Consider the following 18,788-nt stretch of genomic DNA (forward strand, 5'->3'; position numbering starts at 1 on the left):
GGCGAACACCACCCCGCCCCGCGAGCCCTGCCCGCCTACGATGGGACGACTGCCAGTCCCCGCGGCCCCGGCCGCCTCAGCAAGGAGCCACCTTGGAGATCACCATCGGCGTGCGCGACATCCCCCGCGAGATCACGATCGAGTCGCCGCTGTCAGCGGACGAGCTGCGGGAGACGGTCCGGTCGGCGCTCGACGCGGGCACCGCGCTCGAGCTCACCGACGAGCACGGCGTCCAGCTCCTCGTGCCCGGCGGGGCCCTCGGTTACGTGCGCCTCGGCTCGGAGACCCCCCGCCGCGTCGGCTTCGGGATCTGACCCAGCGGCTGCCGGCCGGACGGCCCTGTCCTCGGGGCGGGCCAGCCGGTCGGTGACGGGTCTGAAGCTGCCCGCTCAGGCAGCCAGACCGAGCCGCTCCATCCGCTGGGCGTGCCTGCTCGACATCGTCGCGGCAGCCGGCGCCTGGAGCGCCGTGACGGCCTCGCGCCGGTCCCCGGCGGCGTCGGCGATCTGCGCGACGACCGCGGGCAGCACGGCCAGCGCCTCCCCCGCCACCCGGCGGCCCCACAGGGACAGTCGCGCGCGCAGCGGCTCGTCCTGCGAGAGGCGCCCGGCCATGAGGTCGATGACGACGTCGTCCGGCGCGCTCGCCCCCTGCATCACGCGCTCGCGCTGCTCGGCAGGAAGCAGCTGCGCGAGGACATCGCCGAGGTCGTGCACCATCCCGCCCATGACGGCGGTGCGCAGCAGCTGCTCCTCCCAGCTCATGGCCTCCATGCGCCCGCCGACCTCCTCGAGGAACCCGAGGTAGGGCGTCACCCCCTCGTGCGTGCCGACGGCCTCGTCCAGCATGGCCGCGACCACGTCGTAGTGACCCATCCGCTCGGCCGCCGCCCGGGCGAGCGACTCGCGTGCCCCGAGCGCGGGCGCGAGGTCGGCGTCGGCGGACAGCCAGGAGAAGGCCACGAGGTCACCCGCACCGAGGAGGGCGAGGACGGACGCCGGCCCCTCGCGGCCGTCCAGTGGCGGTGAGGGCGGGGTGTTCGGCATACGTCCAGCGTACGTCCGGCCCACGGGTGACCACCGGGCGAGCCCTCGAGTGACACTTGTCATGCAAGCGCTTGCATGCCATCGTCTCCGGCACCGGACCGGCAGCCGCCCTTCCGGACGAGTCACTTTGGATCAATGAGGAGACAACGTGGGTGGTTTGGACTGGGCCGTCGTCGGCGGCTACTTCCTCGTCATGGTGTGGATCGGCATGTGGTCGAGGCGCCGGATCTCCAACGCGAAGGACTTCTACGTCGCCGACGGGAAGATCCCGTGGTGGCTGACGGGCATCTCGCACCACATGTCCGGCTACTCGGCCGCGGTCTTCGTCGGGTACGCGGCCCTCGCCTACACGACCGGCTTCGCCGTGTACGTGTGGTGGGCGCTGAGCATCACCGTCGCCTGCGCCGTCGGCGCCTGGCTCTTCGCCCCGCGCTGGCCGCGCCTGCGCCAGCAGCTGGGGATCATCTCGCCCCTCGAGTACCTCACGACGCGGTTCAACCTCCCCACCGAGCAGGTGCTCGCGTGGTCCGGGGCGCTGCTCAAGGTCTTCGACGTCGCCGCGAAGTGGACCGCCTCGGCGATCCTGCTCAACGTCTTCGCCGGCATCCCGCTGGCCTGGGGCGTCCTCCTCGTCGGCGGCGTGACGATGTTCTACTCGACGATCGGCGGCATCTGGGCCGACGTCCTCACCGACTTCGGCCAGTTCGTCATCCAGTTCGTCGCGGCCATCGTGATGTTCGTCATCGTCCTCGTCAAGCTCGACGGCGTCTCGACCCTCTGGACCATGTGGGACCAGCTCCCGGCGGGCCACTCCGAGCCGTTCAACGGCACGCTGACGATGTGGTTCTTCCTCGCGTACTGCGTCATCGCCACGCTCTCCTACAACGGCGGCACCTGGAACCTTGCGATGCGGATGATCTCCACGCCGAACGGCCGTGAGGCGCGCCGCTCGATGATCCTGTCCGGCGGCCTGTACCTGCTGTGGCCGCTCGTCCTCTTCGTGCCGATGTGGGCAGCGCCGATCCTCTTCCCGAACCTCGCGAACCCGGAGGAGTCCTACGCGATCATGGCGCAGTCGCTCCTGCCGGCCGGCCTCGTCGGCCTCGTCCTTGCCGGCATGTTCGCCCACACGATGGCGATGACGGCGTCCGACGCGAACGCGATCTCCTCGGTCGTCGTGCGCGACATCATCCCCGCCTTCCGCAAGGGCAGGGGCTTCCTCCCCGAGGCCCGTGAGCTGTGGGTCGCCCGCCTCACGACCTTCCTCTTCATCGCGCTCTCCATGGGCATCGCGCTCACCTCCGACAGCTTCGGCGGCGTCCTCGGCCTGCTCATCACGTGGTTCGGCGCGCTCGTCGGGCCCATCGCGATCCCGATGCTCCTCGGGCTCCTGCCCTGGTTCCGGAGGTCCGGCCCCTCCGCCGCCCTCATCTCCTGGGCCGCCGGCCTCATCGTCTTCGCGCTCAACAAGTACGTGTGGCCCGGCTGGATCGAGTCGCTCGGCGACCAGGCCCAGGCCTTCACGGTCGCCGGCCCCGTCCTCGTCTCCCTCGTCCTCTTCATCGTCATCGGCTACCTCAAGCCCGAGAACACCCCGGAGAGCGACGCGCTCATCGACTCCCTCGACCGCGACATCGAGGACCAGGACCGCGCGACGGCGGAGCGCGCCTGATGGAGACGGTCAGCTGGCGCCGGCACCTCGAGCAGGACGTCCTGCCGTGGTGGCAGGGCCGTGCCCTCGACGACGAGGTGGGCGGGGTGTTCACCTGCTTCGACAACGACGGTGTGCTGCTCTCGCAGGAGAAGTACACGTGGTCGCAGGGACGGTGGGCCTGGCTGTGCGCGGAGCTCGCCGAGGAGGCCCGCGCGGGACGCCTCGACGTCGACGCCGAGGCGTGGGCCGCACGGGCCACGGGCACAGCGCGCTTCCTCGCCGCACACGTGCCGGTCGGTGAGGGACGCACGGCGTTCCGGACCGACCGGCACGGGCGCCGGCTGACCGGACCGGACGGTGAGGTCGCCGCGAGCGTCTTCGCCGACCTGTTCGCCGCGCTCGGGCTCGGCGCGGCGGCACGGGTGGACCCCTCCGCCCCGCCGGAGTGGGTCCGGCTCGCGACGACCATCCTCACGACCGCCGAGACCGCGATCCTCGACCGTACGGCGCTCACCGCGCCGTACCCGGTGCCACCGGGGTTCCGCGACCTCGCCGGGCCGATGAACCTCCTCCACACGGCCGCGGAGCTGCTCCGGGCGCGCGACGCCGGGGCGGCGGCCGCCCCAGCGGACTGGGAGCGCGTCACCGCGGTGCGGGACCGTGCCCTCGCGTCCCTGCACGAGGAGTTCCTCGACCGCGCGACGTGGTTCGAGTTCCGCCCGGAGCGCGCCGGGCTCGACGAGGCGATGCTCGCGCGCCACCGCACGCCGGGCCACCTCCTCGAGGCGCTGTGGATGCTCGTGCACGCCGAGCAGCAGGCCGGGCTGGTCCCGGACACGGCGCGGTACCTCGCCCTCGCGCGCACCGCCCTGGCCATCGGCTGGGACGCCGAGGAGGGCGGGGTCCTGCGCTACACCGACCGGGACGGCGGCCCGCCCCGCGGCGACCTGCTCGGCCCCGAGCCGACGCCCTACGAGGCACTGGTCACCGGCACGTGGGACACCAAGCTGTGGTGGGTCCACGCCGAGGCGCTCTACGCCACCGCCCTCCTCGCCTCCCTCACCGGGGACACCGACATGGCGGCCTGGGCCGAACGCGTCGCGGACTACACGATGGAGACCTTCCCCGACGCCGTGAACGGGGAGTGGCTGCAGATCCGGGAGCGGTCCGGTGCACCGCTCAACGCCGTCGTCGCCCTGCCCGTCAAGGACCCGTTCCACGTCATCCGGGCACTGATCTTCCTCAACCGCACGACACCGCAAGGAGCGTCATGACTCTGCACCCGATCCGTCTCCACGTGCACGGCACACCCGAGGAGATGGGCAGCGCCGCCGGGACCCGGGCGGCCCTCCTGCTGCGTGAGGCGCTCGCAGCCAGGGGCAGCGCGCGCGTCATGCTGGCCGCCGCCCCGAGCCAGGCGCACACCCTGCGGACGCTCGCCGCGGCACAGGACCTCGACTTCGGCGCGGTCACCTTCTTCCACATGGACGACTACGTCGGTCTGCCGCTCGACGCCCGCCAGGGGTTCGGCAACTGGCTCGAGGCGAACTTCCTCTCCCTGCTCCCCGGCCCGACCACCTTCCACCGCATCCCGGTGGACCAGGCCGCGGACGAGGCCGCCGCGGGGTACGCCCGGACGATGGGCGAGGAGCCGTTCGACGTCCTCCTCTGCGGGCTCGGGGTCAACGCCCACCTCGCGTTCAACGACCCACCGGCCGACTTCTCCGACCCCCGCGCCGCACGGGTGGTCGAGCTCGACGCCGTCTCCCGCCGGCAGCAGGCCGACGAGGGCCACTTCCCCACGGTCGAGGACGTCCCCGAGCGCGCCGTCACCGTGACCATCCCCCGGCTGCTCCACAGCGCGCACGTCGTGTGCTCCGTCCCGGGCGGCGCGAAGCGGGCCGCCGTGACCCGGACCCTCGGGCTGGACCCCACCCCCGAGGTCCCCGGCACCGCGCTCAAGCTCCACCCCGACGTCGACCTCTACGTCGACGCGGCCGCCGCGCCGGACGCGGAGACCTCCCGTGGCTGAGCCCGTCGCCGCGGACCGCCTCGTCCACGTCTACGGGCCGGGCGGGCACTCCGACCTCGCGAGCCAGGAGGTCTTCTTCCGGGCCGGCGAGGTCCTCGACGTCGTCCAGGGCGGGAACCCCGTCCCATGACCTCCGGGCCGGGCACCGTGCGCGCCGGGGCGGCGGTCGAGCTCGTCGACGTCCCGGCCGGCACGCCGATGGCAGGGTTCGCCGCACGACTGGGCCCGAGCACCGGCGTCCACGACCCGCTGAGCGTGCGCGCCGTCGTCCTCGACGACGTCGCGCTCGTCACGGCGGACGTGTGCACCCTCCACGAGGAGTCCTGCGCGCAGGTCCGCCGGCACGTCCGCGCCCTCGGCCTGGAGGACGTCGTCGTCACGGCGACCCACACCCACTCCGGGCCGTGCGTCGGGCTCGGGCGCGCCGGGGAGCACGACGCCGCGGTCCACGACCGTGTCGTCGCCGCCGCCGTGACCGCCGTCGACCGCGCCCGCCGCGCCCAGGTCCCGGCGACGCTGGAGTACGGGCAGGCCACCGGGGTCGACGTCGCGCGCAACCGCCGCCATCCCGACCGGGTCATCGACCCGGCGGTGCAGACGCTGCACGCCCGCGCCGCCGGCGAGGGCGGCGTGCCGGGGGACGTCGTCCTCACGCTCGTGACCTACCCGTGCCACCCGGTGGTCCTCGACGGCGCCAACACGCTCGTGAGCGCCGACTACCCGGGCGTCCTCCGCGACCTCGTCGAGCAGGCCACACCGGGCAGCGTGTGCGTGTTCGCGACCGGCGCCGCCGGGGACGTCAACACCGGACACTCCGCGGAGTCGTCCTTCACCCCCACCGGGGACGGACGGCGGACCTTCGCCGAGGCCTGGCGCATCGGCACCGTGCTCGCCACGGCCGTCACGGCGTCGGCCACCCACCCCCTGCCCGCCGACCGCGTCTCGCTCAGGTCGGCCGAGGTCGTGCTGCCCGTCGACGCCGACGGCCACCCGACGTGGACCGGGCGGGTGACCGTCCTCGCCGCCGGACCGTTGCGCGTCGTCGGGCTGCCCGGTGAACCCTTCCTCGCCACCGCCGAGCGCATCGTTGCCCTGCGCCCGGGCCGGCCGACCGTCGTCCTCGGCTACGCGGACGGCGTCCCGGGCTACCTCCCGGTGACCGAGGAGTACGCGCACGGCGGTTACGAGGTCCGTGACGCGTACCGCTACTACGGCATGCCCGGCCCGTTCCTCCCCGGGGCCGCCGAGATCCTCCACGACGCGGTGCGCCGCCTCCTCGAGGAGGACGGCGGTGGCTAGCCCGACGATCGTCGAGGTCGCCGAGGCGCTCGGGGTCTCCCCCTCGACCGTCTCCCGCGCGTTCAACCGACCTGCTGCTGCCCGAGACCGTGGCCCGGGTGCGCGAGGTGGCCGCCGAGATGGGCTAGTCCCCAACCGGCTCGCCCGCGCCTGAGCACGGGGCGCGGGCTCGCCGTCCGCGGCGTCACGGTGCCCGGCGACGTCCTGCGTGGGCTGCGACGACGCCCTGCCCATCGAGACCCACCCTCGGCTCCACCGTCCGTCTCCCCTCCGCCGAGGGGGTCCGCCGCGCCGTCGAGCTGCTCCTGTCGACCGACCCCACTCCGCTGCCGAGACCCGCGAGCTCTTCGACGGGACGCTGCGCCTGCGCGAGACCACCTGATCTCGGAGTCCCGTCTCACAGCCCTCGTGGCGGCCCGGGCGCTACACTGGCACGGTTCATACGGTTGACCGGTCGTCACGTATCAGAGCCCTGCCGCGACGCGCGGCGCGAATGCCCACGATCGGCTGCCACGACCAGGCGGTGCCGACGGCGCCTTCGCCGCCCCGCCACAACCGGATAGGTACGACTCTTGACCGACACCTCCTCGGGCGTCATCACGCCCTCTGCCGGCGACGACAGGATCGACGTCTCCACCGCGGCCGACAGCGCCGCGCTCGACGACGCCGGCATCGCCACGATCGACACCGACATCACCGACGAGTCCAACGAGGCGCTCGCCCCCGAGCTCACCTTCGCCGACTTCGGCGTCGACCAGGCGATCGTCGACTCCCTCGCCGACGGCGGGATCATCCACCCCTTCCCGATCCAGGCGCTCACCCTGCCCGTCGCGCTCGGCCGCCACGACATCATCGGCCAGGCGAAGACCGGCACCGGCAAGACCCTCGGCTTCGGCATCCCGGCGCTGCAGAACACCGTCGCCCCCGGCGAGGACGGCTGGGACGAGCTGCCCGACAAGGGCAAGCCCCAGGCGCTCGTCGTCGTCCCCACCCGTGAGCTCGCCTCCCAGGTCGCCGGTGACCTCGCGGCCGCCTCGCGCCGCCGCCCCACCCTCCGTGTCGTCCAGGTCTACGGCGGGCGCGCCTACGAGCCGCAGGTCGAGGCGCTCCAGCGGGGCGCCGAGGTCGTCGTCGGCACCCCGGGCCGCATGATCGACCTGCTCAAGCAGCGCATCCTCGACCTCTCGCGCGTGCGCACCGTCGTCCTCGACGAGGCCGACGAGATGCTCGACCTCGGCTTCCTGCCCGACGTCGAGACCCTCCTCGCCGGCACCCCCGCGACCCGGCACACCATGCTCTTCTCGGCGACGATGCCCGGCGCCGTCGTGGCCCTCGCGCGCCGCTACATGAGCCGCCCGACGCACATCCGCGCGCAGGACCCGAACGACGACGGCCAGACGGTCAAGTCGACGCGACAGGTCGTCTACCGCGCGCACGCGCTCAACAAGGTCGAGATGCTCTCGCGCATCCTCCAGGCCGAGGGCCGCGGGCTGACGATCGTCTTCACCCGGACCAAGCGCACCGCCGCGAAGGTCGCCGACGAGCTCGCCGAGCGCGGCTTCGCCTCCGCCGCCATCCACGGCGACCTCGGGCAGGGCGCCCGTGAGCAGGCGCTGCGCGCCTTCCGCGCCGGGAAGGTCGACGTCCTCGTCGCCACCGACGTCGCCGCGCGCGGCATCGACGTCGACGACGTCACCCACGTCGTCAACTACCAGTGCCCCGAGGACGAGAAGACCTACCTCCACCGCATCGGCCGCACCGGCCGCGCGGGTCAGTCGGGCACCGCGATCACGTTCGTCGACTGGGACGACATGCCGCGCTGGGGGCTCATCAACCGGACCCTCGGGCTCGGGCTCGAGGAGCCGCCGGAGACCTACCACACCTCCTCGCACCTGTACTCCGACCTGGGCATCCCCGCCGGGGTGACCGGCCGCCTGCCCCGCAGCGCGCGGACCCGGGCGGGCCTGGGTGCAGAGACCCTCGAGGACCTGGGCGAGACCGGCAAGTCCGCCGGCCGCGGCAACCGCGGCGGCGCGCGCGAGGGCTCCGGCCGTCGCGACGGCGGCGAGACCCGTGGCCACGAGAGCCGTGGCCGCGAGGCCCGCAACGGTGAGGCCCGCGGTGGCGAGGCCCGCCGCAGCGAGGCCCCGCGCAGCGAGGCCGCGACCGCGGGCGAGGCCCAGGGCAAGCCGCGCCGCCGTCGTCGTCGCCGCACGACGAACGACACCAGCGAGGGCTGAGCCCTCCCCGCGCGGTCGACCCGCGCGGAACCTGCCACGACAACCGGTGCCGGGCCCCGACAGGGCGCCCGGCGCCGGCATGTCGCGCGCGTGTCGCGGAGTTGGTGGCAGGAAACGGATGCGGCCCGGCGCAGCGTCGCCTCGGTCCGGGCGCTCCGCGGTCCCACCACCGGCACCGACCTCGGCGCCTGCCTCGACCCCGGCCGAAACCTGCCACGAAGTTCGGTACGCAGCCCCGACAGGGCGCCCGGCACCGGTTGTCGCGCGCGTGTCGCGGACTTGGTGGCAGAAACCGTGGACGCTCGCCCGCACCGGTCGGACCGGAGGTTAGCCTGCCCTCGTGCGGGTGACCGGGGAGAGGGCCGGCGCGGTGCGGCGAGGTCGCCGGCCGGCGCCGCACGCCGTGCTCCTCACCCGCGCCGCGCTCCTCGCGCACGCCCTGCTCCACGCCGTGCTCCTCGCGTGCGCGGCGGTCCTCGTGGCCCCGGCGCACGCCCACGCGGCGCTGCCCGCCGCGGGCGGGACGGTGGTGCACGGCAGCGGGTGGGACGTCGTGCGCGCGGTCGACCAGACCGGCCAGGTGCTGCTGTACGTCGGGATCCTCGGCGCGAGCGGGCTCGTGCTCTTCCGCCTCCTCGTCCTCGACCGCGCTGCCCCGGTGCGCCTCCTGCGCCCCACGGCCCAGCTCGCCGCGGTCGGGCTGGTGGGCCTGTTCCTCGTCTTCGTCAGCGCCGGTGCGCGCCTCGTCGGCGCCGGGCCCTCCGGGTTCGTCGACCCCGAGCTGCTGTGGCACTCGCTCACCTCGCGCACCGGCGCGGCGACGGCGCTCGGGGCCGGTGGACTCGCGCTCGCCCTCGCGGGCCGCGGGCGGGTCGTGCCCCTCCTCGGCGTGGTGCTCGCGCTCGTCTCCCTGCCGCTCACCGGGCACACGCGCTCCTTCGGCCCCGGGTGGCTCGTCGTGGGCAGCGACCTCCTCCACGTCCTCGCGGGGAGCGTGTGGTTCGGCGGCCTGCTCGGCCTCCTCCTCACGCTGCGCGCGGCGGGCGTCGAGACCCCCGCGGCGGCGCGCACCGTCGCACGCTTCTCCGACGCCGCCGCCTGGCTGGTGCTCACCCTCGCCGCCTCGGGGACGGTGCTCGCCTGGGTGATCCTCCCCGAGCCGGCCGCGCTGGGCACCACCGGCTACGGCCTCGTCCTGCTCGCCAAGGTGGCGACGGTCGCGTGCGTCCTCGCGGTCGCGGCGTGGAACCGCTTCCGGCTCGTGCCCCTGGTCGCCGCGGGCGGCTCACGCTCGCTGCTGCGCCGCACGGTCGGCGTCGAGGCGACGGCCCTGCTCCTCGTCCTGTCCCTCACCGGGGTCCTGGTCTCGCAGAGCCCGGTCTGACGCGGCCGGGCAGGACGCGGGCTCAGGCGTGGGCGTCGATGAAGGCGAAGACGGCGTCGGCCATGAGCTGGGTGGCGATGGCCGCGAGGAGCAGACCGGCGATCCGGGTGACGAGCGTCGTTCCGCCGTCGCCGAGGATGCGGTGGATGTAGATCGAGAAGCGCATCGCCAGCCACAGGCACACGTGCACGGCGAGGACGGCGAGCGCGATCGCGATCCACCCGGGCGGGCCGTCGGCGTCCTGGACGGCGAGCATGGCGGCGACGATCGCACCGGGCCCGGCGAGCAGCGGCGTGCCGAGCGGGACGAGCGCGATGTTGACCTTGCCTCCGCCGGCGGGCTGGGGCTCCTCCGCCTTGCCGGTGAGCAGCTCCATCGCGACGAGGAGGAGCAGCAGTCCGCCGGACAGCTGGAGGGCGGGCACCGAGATGCCGAGGAAGCCGAGGATGTAGGGCCCGAGCACGGTGAAGGCCGTGATGACGCCGAGCGCGACGAGCGTCGCCTGGCGTGCCGCGCGCTTGCGCTCCTTCGCGGTGCTCGTCGAGGTGAGCGCGAGGAAGATCGGCACGGTCCCCGGGGGGTCCATGATGACGAAGAGCGTGAAGAACGTCGTCGCCAGGAGCGGGACGTCGAGCAGGTCGCTCACGGACGCAGCACGGGCAGGTACCCCTCGCTCTCGATCTGCGCGAGCACGTCCGGGTCGGTGAGGTGCTCCCCCAGCCGGTTCGGCTTGCCCGCGCCGTGGTAGTCGCTCGACCCGGTGACGAACAGGTCGAGCTCTGCGGCCAGGCCCCGCAGCTGGGCCTTGGCACCCTCGTCGTGGTCGCGATGGTCGACCTCGAGGCCGGCCAGGCCTGCCTCGGCCATCTGCGCGATGACCTCGTCCTCGACGACCCGGCCGCGCGAGCCCGCGCGCGGGTGGGCCATGACCGGCACACCGCCCGCGCGGCGGACGAGCTCGATCGCCTCGATGACGTCGGGGGCGTCGTAGGGCACGTAGTAGGGCCCGCGGGTGTCGAGGAGCTCGGTGAAGGCGGTCGAGCGGTCGGCGACGTAGCCGCGGTCGACGAGCGCGTCGGCGATGTGCGGGCGGCCCACCGTGCCCCCGGGCTCGAGCCGCCGCTCGACCTCCTCCCACGTGAGGTCGAAGTCCTGCGCGATGCGCTCGACCATCCGGCGCGCCCGGCCGAGCCGGGACTCCCGGGCCCGGGCGACCGCGGCACCGAGGCCGCGCGCCTGCGGGTCGTGGAGGTAGGACAGGAGGTGGACGCTCGTGCCGCCGGCGGACGTCGAGATCTCCGCGCCGCGCACGAGGGCGACGCCGGTGCGCCCGACGGCGGCGGCGGCCTCGTCCCAGCCGTCCCACGTGTCGTGGTCGGTGAGGGCGACGACGTCGAGCCCGGCCGCGCGCGCCGCGGCCATCACCTGGGCGGGCGGCTCGGTGCCGTCGGACACGCTCGAGTGGGCGTGGAGGTCGACGAACGGACGGACTGGCACGGGTTCCAGGGTAGGCCCTTCCCCCCAGGCCGCACGCCCCCCGTGCGTGCGACGATGGGCACATGACGGACACGGACAGCACGGAGAGCCAGCCGCTGAGCGAGCGTGGCTCCAACCGCTCCCAGCGACCCTCCTCCCCCGCCTTCCGCGCGTTCATCGCCTCCGGCTGGCAGGAGCAGGAGCCGACCCTCCCCGAGCAGAGCCCGGCGGCCCCGTTCGCGGCCGCCCGCCGCGAGCGCCTGGGCGCCCTGTTCCCCGGTGAGCGCCTCGTCCTGCCGGCGGGGACGCTCGTCACGCGGTCCAACGACACCGACTACCGCTTCCGGCCGAACTCGGCCTTCGCCCACCTCACCGGCCTGGGCACCGACGAGGAGCCCGACGCCGTCCTCGTCCTCCACCCGGTCGCCGAGGGCGAGGACACCCACGAGGCGGTGCTCTACTTCCGCCCGCGCGCGGGCAAGGACACCGAGGAGTTCTTCGCCGACGCCCGCTACGGGGAGCTGTGGGTGGGCCAGCGGCCGAGCCTGGAGGAGGTCGCCGCGCTCACCGGGCTGCGCACCGCCCACATCGACTCCCTGGGCGACGAGCTCGCCAAGGACGCGGGCCCCGGTGGGGTCCAGCTGCGCGTCGTGCGCGGCGTGGACGCCGCCGTCGAGGCGCAGGTCGAGTCCGCCCGCCGCGGGCAGGAGGAGACCGAGGCCGCCGACGCGCGGCTCGCCGAGGCGCTGTCGGAGCTGCGGCTGCGCAAGGACGACTTCGAGGTCGCCGAGATGCGCAAGGCCGTCGCCGCGACCGCCGAGGGCTTCGCCGACATCGTCCGCGCGCTGCCCCGGGCGGTCGAGCACGAGCGCGGCGAGCGCGTCATCGAGGGCGTCTTCGGCGCCCGTGCCCGCGAGGAGGGCAACGCCGTCGGCTACGACACGATCGCCGCCTCGGGCAACCACGCGAACACCCTGCACTGGATCCGCAACGACGGCGCCGTGCGCCCCGGGGACCTCGTCCTGATCGACGCGGGCGTCGAGGTCGACTCGCTCTACACGGCCGACATCACCCGCACCATCCCGGTCGACGGCGTGTTCACCGCCGCCCAGCGCAAGGTCTACGAGGCCGTGCTCGACGCCGCGGACGCCGCGTTCGCGCGGGCCGGGCAGCCCGGGGCACGCTTCCGTGACGTCCACGCCGCCGCGATGGAGGTGCTCGCCGCCCGGCTGGAGTCGTGGGGCCTGCTGCCCGGCACGGCCGAGGAGTCCCTCGCCGAGGAGGGCCAGTTCCACCGCCGCTGGATGGTGCACGGCACGAGCCACCACCTGGGCATCGACGTCCACGACTGCGCCCAGGCGCGCCGGGAGATGTACCTCGACGCCGAGCTCGAGCCGGGCATGGTCTTCACCATCGAGCCCGGTCTGTACTTCCGGGCCGACGACCTCACCGTCCCCGAGGAGCTGCGCGGCATCGGCGTGCGCATCGAGGACGACGTCCTCGTCCGCGCGGACGGCACCGTGGAGAACCTCAGCGCCGCGCTCCCGCGCCGCGTGGAGGACGTCGAGGCGTGGATGGCGAGCCTGCGCGGCTGACCTGCGGCTGACCGGCGGCCGCCCGCCGTGGGCGGCCGCGGTCGGTCAGTCGACGTGACCGTCGCGGAAGACCTCCCCGACGATGTGCTGGTGCACCCGCTCGTAGGTGGCGGCCTGGTCGCGCGCCTGCCGGGCGAGCGCCTCGAACAGCGGCGCGGGCAGCCCGAGGTCGTCGGACAGCTCGGTGAGCACCTGCCACAGCCCGAGCTTGCCCATGACGGCGCTGCGCATGAGCTCGGACTCGAGCAGCGGCGTCAGCGGTGAGCCCTCGGGCCGCTCGTTGACCTTGAGCCGGCCGGCCTTCTCGGCGAGCCACGCGGCCGCCTGACGGTAGGGCCGACGGCGCAGCTCGAGGGAGTCGATGAGGTCCTTGAGCAGCTCGCGCTCCTCACGGATCTCCAGCGCGACCCGCTCGAGGTCCTCCCCCACATCGGTGTCGGCGTAGGCGGCGGACATCCGCTCGGCGCGCTCCAGGCCCGCGGTCGCGCCGGTGAGGTGGTCGGACAGGTAGAGCCCGAGGATGTCGCGCTCCAGGTGGGCCGGCACACGGTGGGCCGGGGAGTCGTCCTCGCGCCCGAGCAGCCCGTCGGGGTGCACGGCACCCGGGGGCTGCTGGTCGCGCGGCCAGCTCTCCCGCGGGCGCAGCGGGGGGCTCGCGGTGCCCTGCCCCTCGGCCATGCCGACGAGCAGCTCGCGCAGCGCGTCCTGCGCCCCCACCCGCGGCTCCCAGCCGAGCTCGCGCCGGGCGCGCGAGGCGTCCATCACCGGCACGCGAAGGGCCATGTCGAGCCAGCCGGGGTCGGCGGCGACGGCGTGGGCCTGCCACGCGAGGGAGACCATCGGGCGCAGCACCGAGACCGGCACGGGCAGCACCCGGCCGTGGTCGAGGACGTCGGCGAGGTCCTGGCCGCGCAGCACCGGGTCGGTCGCGACGTTGAACGCGCCGGTCGCCCGCTGGAGCAGGATCCGGCGGTAGACGTCGGCGAGGTCGTCGCCGTGGACCACCTGGAGGCGCAGCCCCGCGGGCAGCGGCAGCGCCGGCAGGGCGCCGGGCCGCAGCATCCCGGGGGGCACGAGCGCGCCGACGAACAGCCGGAGGATCTCCGCCCCGGCGTCGGCGTCGAAGATGAGCGCCGGGCGCACCCGCGCCACGGCCAGCCCGGCCTCCTCGGCCTCGTCGAGCACCCGCTCCTGGGCGGCCTTGTCGACCGCGTAGTGCGAGGTCGGTGCGCTGCCGTGGGTGGGCCAGGACTCCTCGCGCGGCTCGTCGTCGGTCACCGGGGAGTAGGCCCCCACCGAGGAGGCGACGACGAGGTGCCCCACCCCGGCGCGGCGGCACGCCTCGACGACGCGACGGGTGCCGTCGACGTTGGCGCGCCGCAGGACCTCGCGCTGCCGGTTGGGCTGGATGAGCCAGGCGAGGTGGACGACGGCGTCGGCCCCCTCGAACGCCTCGGCGAGCCGGTCGACGACGAAGTCCTCCCCCTCCGCGAGCGCGACGGGGGTGGCGATGTCGACCTGCTCCCACCGCACGACCGTGTCGTACGGCTCGGCGGTGGAGTCCGGCGCCCGCCGGGAGATGCCGACGACCTCGATGCCCCGCTCGCCGCGCAGGGCGTGGAGCAGGGCGGTGCCCGCGTTGCCGCTCGCGCCGACGACCGCGACCCTCACCGGGCCGCCTCGTCCCCGCCGGAGGGGGCCATCGCGGGGTCGAGGACCACCTTGATCGCCCCGTCGTCCTTGCGCTGGAAGATGTCGTACCCGCGCGGGGCGTCCTCGAGCGCGATCCGGTGGGTGCGCAGGTCGAGCACCCCGAGCGGGTCGGCCGGGTCGCTGACGAGCGGCAGGAGGTCCTCGATCCAGCGGTGGACGTTCGCCTGACCCATCCGCATCGTCACCTGCTTGTCGAACATCTCGAGCATCGGCATCGGGTCCTGGGCGCCGCCGTAGACGCCGGACAGCGAGATGGTCCCGCCGCGGCGCACGACGTCGATCGCGGTGTGGAGCGCGGCGAGCCGGTCGACGCCGGCCTTGGTGAACAGCGGGCGGGCGAGGGCGTCGGGCAGCAGCCCGGCACCGGCCTGGATGCCGGCGGCGACGGGCGAGCCGTGCGCCTCCATGCCGACGGCGTCGATGACGGAGTCGGCCCCGCGGCCCGAGGTGAGCTCGCGGACGGCCTCGGCGACGTCGTCCACCCCGCGCATGTCGATGGTGAGCACGCCGTGCCGGCGGGCCATCTCCAGCCGCTCGGGCACGAGGTCGACGCCGATGACCTGCCCGGCGCCGCGGTGCAGGGCGATGCGGGCGCACATCTGCCCGATCGGCCCGAGCCCGAGGACGACGACCGTCCCGCCCGGCGGCACCTGGGCGTACTCCACGCCCTGCCACGCCGTGGGGACGACGTCGGAGAGGTAGAGGTAGCGCTCGTCGGGCTCGCCGTCGTCGGGGACGACGACGGGGCCGACGTCGGCGAACGGCACCCGCAGGTACTCCGCCTGCCCGCCCGGGACCTGCCCGTAGAGCATCGTGTACCCGAAGAGCGAGGCGCCCTTGCCGTGCTCGTGCACCTGCGTGGTCTCGCACTGGGACTGCAGCCCGCGGCTGCACATCCAGCACCGGCCGCACGCGATGACGAACGGCACGACGACGCGGTCCCCGGGCCGCAGGGACGTCACCTCGGAGCCGACCTCCTCGACGACGCCCATGGGCTCGTGCCCCAGGACGTCACCGGGGGTGAGGAACGGACCGAGCACGCTGTACAGGTGCAGGTCGGAGCCGCAGATGGCGGAGGAGGTGATGCGGATGACGGCGTCGGTGGGCCTCTCGATCCGAGGGTCGGCGACGTCCTCGACGCGGACGTCCTCGCGCCCCTGCCAGGTCAGCGCCCGCACGTCAGCGCGGGCTCCCGGCCTCGGGGGTGTCCTCGCCCTCCGCCTGGGAGGGCTGGTCGAAGGGCTCCTCGTGCTCGAGCTGCTTCGGGTCGGCGTCGGGGTCCTCGGCCGGGTCGTAGGGCTTCTCGGACGGGTTCGTCGTGTTCTCGCTCATGGCGCCACCATGGCACCGGGCCCGGGCGCCCGCACCCGGAGGTGGTGACCTGGCTCACCGGTTGCCGCCACGGCCCGGCACCCCGATCCTGTGCCGATGGCCGTCGACTCCGTGGACAGCACGCGCCTCGCGCGTCGCATCACCCCCTGGCTCCTGTTCCTCTTCATCCTCGGCGACGTCCTGGGGGCGGGGGTGTACGCGCTCACCGGCGAGCTGTCCCAGCGCTCCGGCGGGCTCATGTGGGCGCCCCTCGTGCTCGCGCTCGTCATGGCGCTGCTCACCGCCGCGAGCTACGCCGAGCTCGTGACGAAGTACCCCAAGGCCGGGGGCGCGGCCGTCTTCGCCCAGCGCGCCTTCAAGCGGCCGGTCGTCTCCTTCGTCGTCGGCTTCTCCATGCTCGCGGCCGGGGTCACCAGCGCCGCCGGCCTGGCCATCGCGTTCACCGGCGACTACCTCGGCGTCTTCCTCGACGTCCCGGCCGCGCTCGCCGCCCCGGTGTTCCTCGTCCTGCTCGCCCTGCTCAACGCGCGGGGCATCCGTGAGTCGGTCCGCTCGAACGTCGCGATGACGATCATCGAGGTCTCCGGCCTCGTCCTCGTCGTCGTCGTCGTCGGGATAGCCGTGGCCGGGGGTGCGGGCGAGGCGTCGCGGCTCACCGACCTGCCTCCGGGGACGGGCGCCGGCTCGGCGGTCCTCGGCGGCGCGCTGCTCGCGTTCTACTCCTTCGTCGGCTTCGAGGTGTCGGCGAACGTCGCCGAGGAGGTCCAGGACGTCAGCCGGGTCTACCCGCGGGCGCTGTTCGCCGCGCTCGGGGTCGCCGGCGTCGTCTACGCCCTCATCGGGCTCGGCTCGGCGCTCGTCGTGCCGACGGGCGACCTCGCCGGGTCCGAGAGCCCTCTGCTCGACGTCGTGCGCACCACCGGCGTCGGGGTGCCGGACTGGGCGTTCTCGGCCGTCGCGCTCGTCGCCGTCGCCAACGGCGCGCTCCTCACGATGATCATGGCCAGCCGGCTCGCCTACGGCATGGCCGACGAGGGACTGCTCCCCGCGGCGCTCACCGCCGTGCTCCCCCAGCGGCGCACCCCGTGGCTCGCGATCGTCGTGACGACGGCCGTGGCCGCCGCCCTCACCCTCGTCGGGGACCTCGGCATGCTCGCCGAGACCGTCGTGCTGCTCCTGCTCGTCGTCTTCGTCAGCACGAACCTCGCCGTGCTCGTGCTGCGCAAGGACCGGGTCGGGCACGCCCACTTCCGCACCCCGCGGGTGCTGCCGGTGCTCGCGCTCGTCACGTGCGGCGTGCTGCTGAGCCAGCAGTCGCTGCAGGTGTGGCTGCTCGGGCTCGGGATGCTCCTGCTCGGCGCGGTGCTCTACCTGCTCACCGTCCGCTTCGGGAGCCTCACGCCCCGCCGGCACACCTAGCCCTCAGGCGAAGCTGGGGAGGTTCTCCCGGGCGAAGGCGAGCGACTCCACGAGCGCCGCCTCCCGCTGCGCGGGACCCATCTTGCGGGTCGTCACCTCGACGGCGATCGAGCCGGTGAAACCGAGGCCGGGCAGCTCGGCGAGCAGCTCTCGGCACGGCTGGGAGCCCCGGCCGGGAGCGAGGTGCTCGTCGCGGTTGGACCCGGTGGAGTCGGTGAGGTGGATGTGCCCGAGGCGCGGGCCGAGCTGGTGCGCCACCTCGAGGGAGTCCTGCCCGGCGATGCCGGCGTGCGACAGGTCGAGGGTCACGTACTCGTAGTCCAGCCCGAGCGGGTTCCAGTGCGGCAGGTAGGCGTGGCGCTCCTTGGTCCGGCTGTCGTCCTTGGCGCGCGCCTTCCACGGGAACATGTTCTCCACCGCGATCCGCACGTCGGTGCGGGCCTGGCGTCGCGCGATCCCCTCGACGAAGCCGCTCGCGTACTCGCGCTGCCACCGGAAGGGCGGGTGGACGACGACGACCTCCGCGCCGACGCCCTCCGCGAGCGCCACCGAGCGGTCGATCTTGCCCCACGCGTCCGAGCCCCACACCCGCTGGGTGAGCAGGAGCGTCGGGGAGTGGATCGCCAGGACGGGCAGGCCGTAGGTCTCCGACAGCGCGCGCAGCGCCTGGGCGTCACGGGTCTCCGGCCACTTCCAGACCATGACCTCGAGGCCGTCGTAGCCGATGCGGGCGGCCGCGGCGAAGGACTCCTCGGTGCTGCTCGGGTAGCACGACGACGTCGACAGGAGGACAGGCGGAACCCTCATGAAGGGTTCTCCTCACCGTCCGTCGGTCGCTGCGGGAGCCGGCGTCCGTACCGGGGGTTGCCGTGCTCGTCCTCCCACGGCCGGAAGGTCGGGGCGGCGGGGACGGTCGTCTCCGCGGGCTGCTCACCGGCGGGCGGCTGCCCCGCGCCGGGACCGCCGGGCGGCGCGGCCGGCGGCGGACCTGCCTGCTGGGGCTGCTGGGGCTCGCTCCACGGCGGCGCCCCGACGGGCTGCGCCGTGGTGGGCCCACTCACGGGCTGGGTCGGGCCGGGGCCACCGACCCGGGTGCGGATCCCCGCCTCGCCGAGCAGGCGCACCGCCTCCCCCACCCGGCTCTGCTCGCACAGCAGCGCGTACCTGCCGGCGACGACCTGGCTGGAGGAGGTGAAGTCCCGCTTGCCGCCGGTGAAGGCGTAGGACACGAGCCCGAAGAGCATCCCGAAGGCGGCACCGATGACGAGCGCCGGAAGGAGCATGACGAGGATGGGCCCGTCGGACATCAGCCCGAAGAGCAGGCCGACGAACAGGCCGAACCACGCGCCGGACATGGCGCCCGCGAGCGCGACCCGCGGGTAGGACAGGCGACCGGTGATGCGCTCGACCATGCGCAGGTCGGTTCCGACGATCGTCGTGCGCTGGACCTCGAACTCCTTGTCGGACAGGAGGTCGACGGCACGCTGTGCCTCGAGGTAGGTGTCGAATGACGCGATCTGCACACCGGTGGGCAGGGTGGGGGTCGTCGGGACCCCGCCCCTGCTGCTGCTGAAGGCCATGGCCCGATTGTCTCTCCT

18 protein-coding genes are annotated in these 18,788 nt (G+C 74.2%); 10 read left to right on the plus strand and 8 right to left on the minus strand.

The window, feature by feature from the left end:
- The first annotated feature begins 92 nt into the window (after nucleotides 1-92).
- Nucleotides 93-314, plus strand: coding sequence for a DUF3107 domain-containing protein (locus tag FE251_RS12380; RefSeq protein ID WP_139072518.1), 222 nt, complete (start codon nucleotides 93-95; stop codon nucleotides 312-314).
- A 75-nt stretch (nucleotides 315-389) separates the two neighbouring features.
- Here FE251_RS12380 and FE251_RS12385 read toward each other — a convergent pair whose 3' ends face one another.
- Entirely contained in the window at nucleotides 390-1,046 is a 657-nt protein-coding gene (locus FE251_RS12385; protein WP_168202729.1) for a ferritin-like fold-containing protein, read from the minus strand.
- A 148-nt stretch (nucleotides 1,047-1,194) separates the two neighbouring features.
- On the opposite strand from FE251_RS12385, the gene FE251_RS12390 reads away from it, so the two are divergent.
- From FE251_RS12390 to FE251_RS12425, 7 genes are all read left to right on the plus strand, one after another.
- The gene (locus tag FE251_RS12390; protein WP_139948948.1) at nucleotides 1,195-2,718 is read left to right on the plus strand and encodes a sodium:solute symporter family protein; all 1,524 of its coding nucleotides are present in this window, start codon (nucleotides 1,195-1,197) and stop codon (nucleotides 2,716-2,718) included.
- The gene (locus FE251_RS12395) at nucleotides 2,718-3,974 is read left to right on the plus strand and encodes an AGE family epimerase/isomerase (protein ID WP_139948949.1); all 1,257 of its coding nucleotides are present in this window, start codon (nucleotides 2,718-2,720) and stop codon (nucleotides 3,972-3,974) included. The genes FE251_RS12390 and FE251_RS12395 overlap by 1 nt, the downstream gene beginning before the upstream one ends.
- Complete coding sequence (locus tag FE251_RS12400) at nucleotides 3,971-4,732, plus strand: 6-phosphogluconolactonase (RefSeq protein WP_139948950.1); 762 nt, start codon at nucleotides 3,971-3,973, stop codon at nucleotides 4,730-4,732. Before FE251_RS12395 ends, FE251_RS12400 begins: the two co-directional genes overlap by 4 nt.
- Nucleotides 4,725-4,862 (plus strand): hypothetical protein, encoded by a 138-nt coding sequence (locus FE251_RS12405; protein WP_179954758.1) that lies wholly within the window; start codon nucleotides 4,725-4,727, stop codon nucleotides 4,860-4,862. Before FE251_RS12400 ends, FE251_RS12405 begins: the two co-directional genes overlap by 8 nt.
- Nucleotides 4,859-6,031 (plus strand): neutral/alkaline non-lysosomal ceramidase N-terminal domain-containing protein, encoded by a 1,173-nt coding sequence (locus FE251_RS12410; RefSeq protein ID WP_139948951.1) that lies wholly within the window; start codon nucleotides 4,859-4,861, stop codon nucleotides 6,029-6,031. Before FE251_RS12405 ends, FE251_RS12410 begins: the two co-directional genes overlap by 4 nt.
- 572 nt (nucleotides 6,032-6,603) lie before the next feature.
- Nucleotides 6,604-8,271 carry a DEAD/DEAH box helicase gene (locus FE251_RS12420; protein ID WP_139948953.1) on the plus strand — a complete coding sequence of 556 codons (1,668 nt, stop codon included), beginning with the start codon at nucleotides 6,604-6,606 and terminating at the stop codon, nucleotides 8,269-8,271.
- Nucleotides 8,272-8,617: 346 nt separating this feature from the next.
- Entirely contained in the window at nucleotides 8,618-9,655 is a 1,038-nt protein-coding gene (locus FE251_RS12425; RefSeq protein WP_168202731.1) for a copper resistance D family protein, read from the plus strand.
- A gap of 22 nt (nucleotides 9,656-9,677) precedes the next feature.
- Here FE251_RS12425 and FE251_RS12430 read toward each other — a convergent pair whose 3' ends face one another.
- Both FE251_RS12430 and FE251_RS12435 read right to left on the minus strand, forming a co-directional pair.
- Complete coding sequence (locus FE251_RS12430) at nucleotides 9,678-10,301, minus strand: MarC family protein (RefSeq protein WP_139072526.1); 624 nt, start codon at nucleotides 10,299-10,301, stop codon at nucleotides 9,678-9,680.
- Entirely contained in the window at nucleotides 10,298-11,152 is an 855-nt protein-coding gene (locus FE251_RS12435; protein WP_139072527.1) for a PHP domain-containing protein, read from the minus strand. Before FE251_RS12435 ends, FE251_RS12430 begins: the two co-directional genes overlap by 4 nt.
- A gap of 62 nt (nucleotides 11,153-11,214) precedes the next feature.
- On the opposite strand from FE251_RS12435, the gene FE251_RS12440 reads away from it, so the two are divergent.
- On the plus strand, nucleotides 11,215-12,726 hold the full coding sequence (locus FE251_RS12440) for an aminopeptidase P family protein (RefSeq protein ID WP_139948954.1): 1,512 nt from the start codon (nucleotides 11,215-11,217) through the stop codon (nucleotides 12,724-12,726).
- A gap of 45 nt (nucleotides 12,727-12,771) precedes the next feature.
- Here FE251_RS12440 and FE251_RS12445 read toward each other — a convergent pair whose 3' ends face one another.
- Genes FE251_RS12445 through FE251_RS15580 form a run of 3 tightly spaced genes read right to left on the minus strand, consistent with a single transcriptional unit; the run spans nucleotide 12,772 to nucleotide 15,771 of the window.
- Nucleotides 12,772-14,397 carry an NAD-dependent epimerase/dehydratase family protein gene (locus FE251_RS12445; protein WP_139948955.1) on the minus strand — a complete coding sequence of 542 codons (1,626 nt, stop codon included), beginning with the start codon at nucleotides 14,395-14,397 and terminating at the stop codon, nucleotides 12,772-12,774.
- A complete protein-coding gene (locus tag FE251_RS12450; RefSeq protein WP_139072529.1) occupies nucleotides 14,394-15,617 on the minus strand; it encodes a zinc-dependent alcohol dehydrogenase in 1,224 nt (407 codons plus the stop codon). The genes FE251_RS12445 and FE251_RS12450 overlap by 4 nt, the downstream gene beginning before the upstream one ends.
- Before the next feature lies 1 nt (nucleotide 15,618).
- Nucleotides 15,619-15,771 (minus strand): hypothetical protein, encoded by a 153-nt coding sequence (locus FE251_RS15580; RefSeq protein ID WP_168202732.1) that lies wholly within the window; start codon nucleotides 15,769-15,771, stop codon nucleotides 15,619-15,621.
- A 96-nt stretch (nucleotides 15,772-15,867) separates the two neighbouring features.
- Between FE251_RS15580 and FE251_RS12455 the strand changes: the two genes are divergently transcribed.
- Entirely contained in the window at nucleotides 15,868-17,190 is a 1,323-nt protein-coding gene (locus tag FE251_RS12455) for an APC family permease (protein WP_139072530.1), read from the plus strand.
- A gap of 3 nt (nucleotides 17,191-17,193) precedes the next feature.
- On the opposite strand, the gene FE251_RS12460 is transcribed toward FE251_RS12455, so the two are convergent.
- The gene (locus FE251_RS12460; protein ID WP_139072531.1) at nucleotides 17,194-17,997 is read right to left on the minus strand and encodes a sugar phosphate isomerase/epimerase family protein; all 804 of its coding nucleotides are present in this window, start codon (nucleotides 17,995-17,997) and stop codon (nucleotides 17,194-17,196) included.
- Nucleotides 17,994-18,770 (minus strand): general stress protein, encoded by a 777-nt coding sequence (locus FE251_RS12465; protein WP_139072532.1) that lies wholly within the window; start codon nucleotides 18,768-18,770, stop codon nucleotides 17,994-17,996. The genes FE251_RS12460 and FE251_RS12465 overlap by 4 nt, the downstream gene beginning before the upstream one ends.
- Nucleotides 18,771-18,788 lie beyond the last annotated feature (18 nt).

The sequence above is a fragment of the Georgenia wutianyii genome (assembly GCF_006349365.1).
GTDB classification, from domain to species: domain Bacteria; phylum Actinomycetota; class Actinomycetes; order Actinomycetales; family Actinomycetaceae; genus Oceanitalea; species Oceanitalea wutianyii.

Bases quoted from the DNA above. Each gene is read 5' to 3' on its own strand.
- FE251_RS12385 (WP_168202729.1), bottom strand. From the start codon at position 1,046: ATGCCGAACACCCCGCCCTCACCGCCACTGGACGGCCGCGAGGGGCCG.
- FE251_RS12395 (WP_139948949.1), top strand. From the start codon at position 2,718: ATGGAGACGGTCAGCTGGCGCCGGCACCTCGAGCAGGACGTCCTGCCG.
- FE251_RS12400 (WP_139948950.1), top strand. From the start codon at position 3,971: ATGACTCTGCACCCGATCCGTCTCCACGTGCACGGCACACCCGAGGAG.
- FE251_RS12410 (WP_139948951.1), top strand. From the start codon at position 4,859: ATGACCTCCGGGCCGGGCACCGTGCGCGCCGGGGCGGCGGTCGAGCTC.
- FE251_RS12440 (WP_139948954.1), top strand. From the start codon at position 11,215: ATGACGGACACGGACAGCACGGAGAGCCAGCCGCTGAGCGAGCGTGGC.
- FE251_RS15580 (WP_168202732.1), bottom strand. From the start codon at position 15,771: ATGAGCGAGAACACGACGAACCCGTCCGAGAAGCCCTACGACCCGGCC.
- FE251_RS12455 (WP_139072530.1), top strand. From the start codon at position 15,868: ATGGCCGTCGACTCCGTGGACAGCACGCGCCTCGCGCGTCGCATCACC.
- FE251_RS12460 (WP_139072531.1), bottom strand. From the start codon at position 17,997: ATGAGGGTTCCGCCTGTCCTCCTGTCGACGTCGTCGTGCTACCCGAGC.
- FE251_RS12465 (WP_139072532.1), bottom strand. From the start codon at position 18,770: ATGGCCTTCAGCAGCAGCAGGGGCGGGGTCCCGACGACCCCCACCCTG.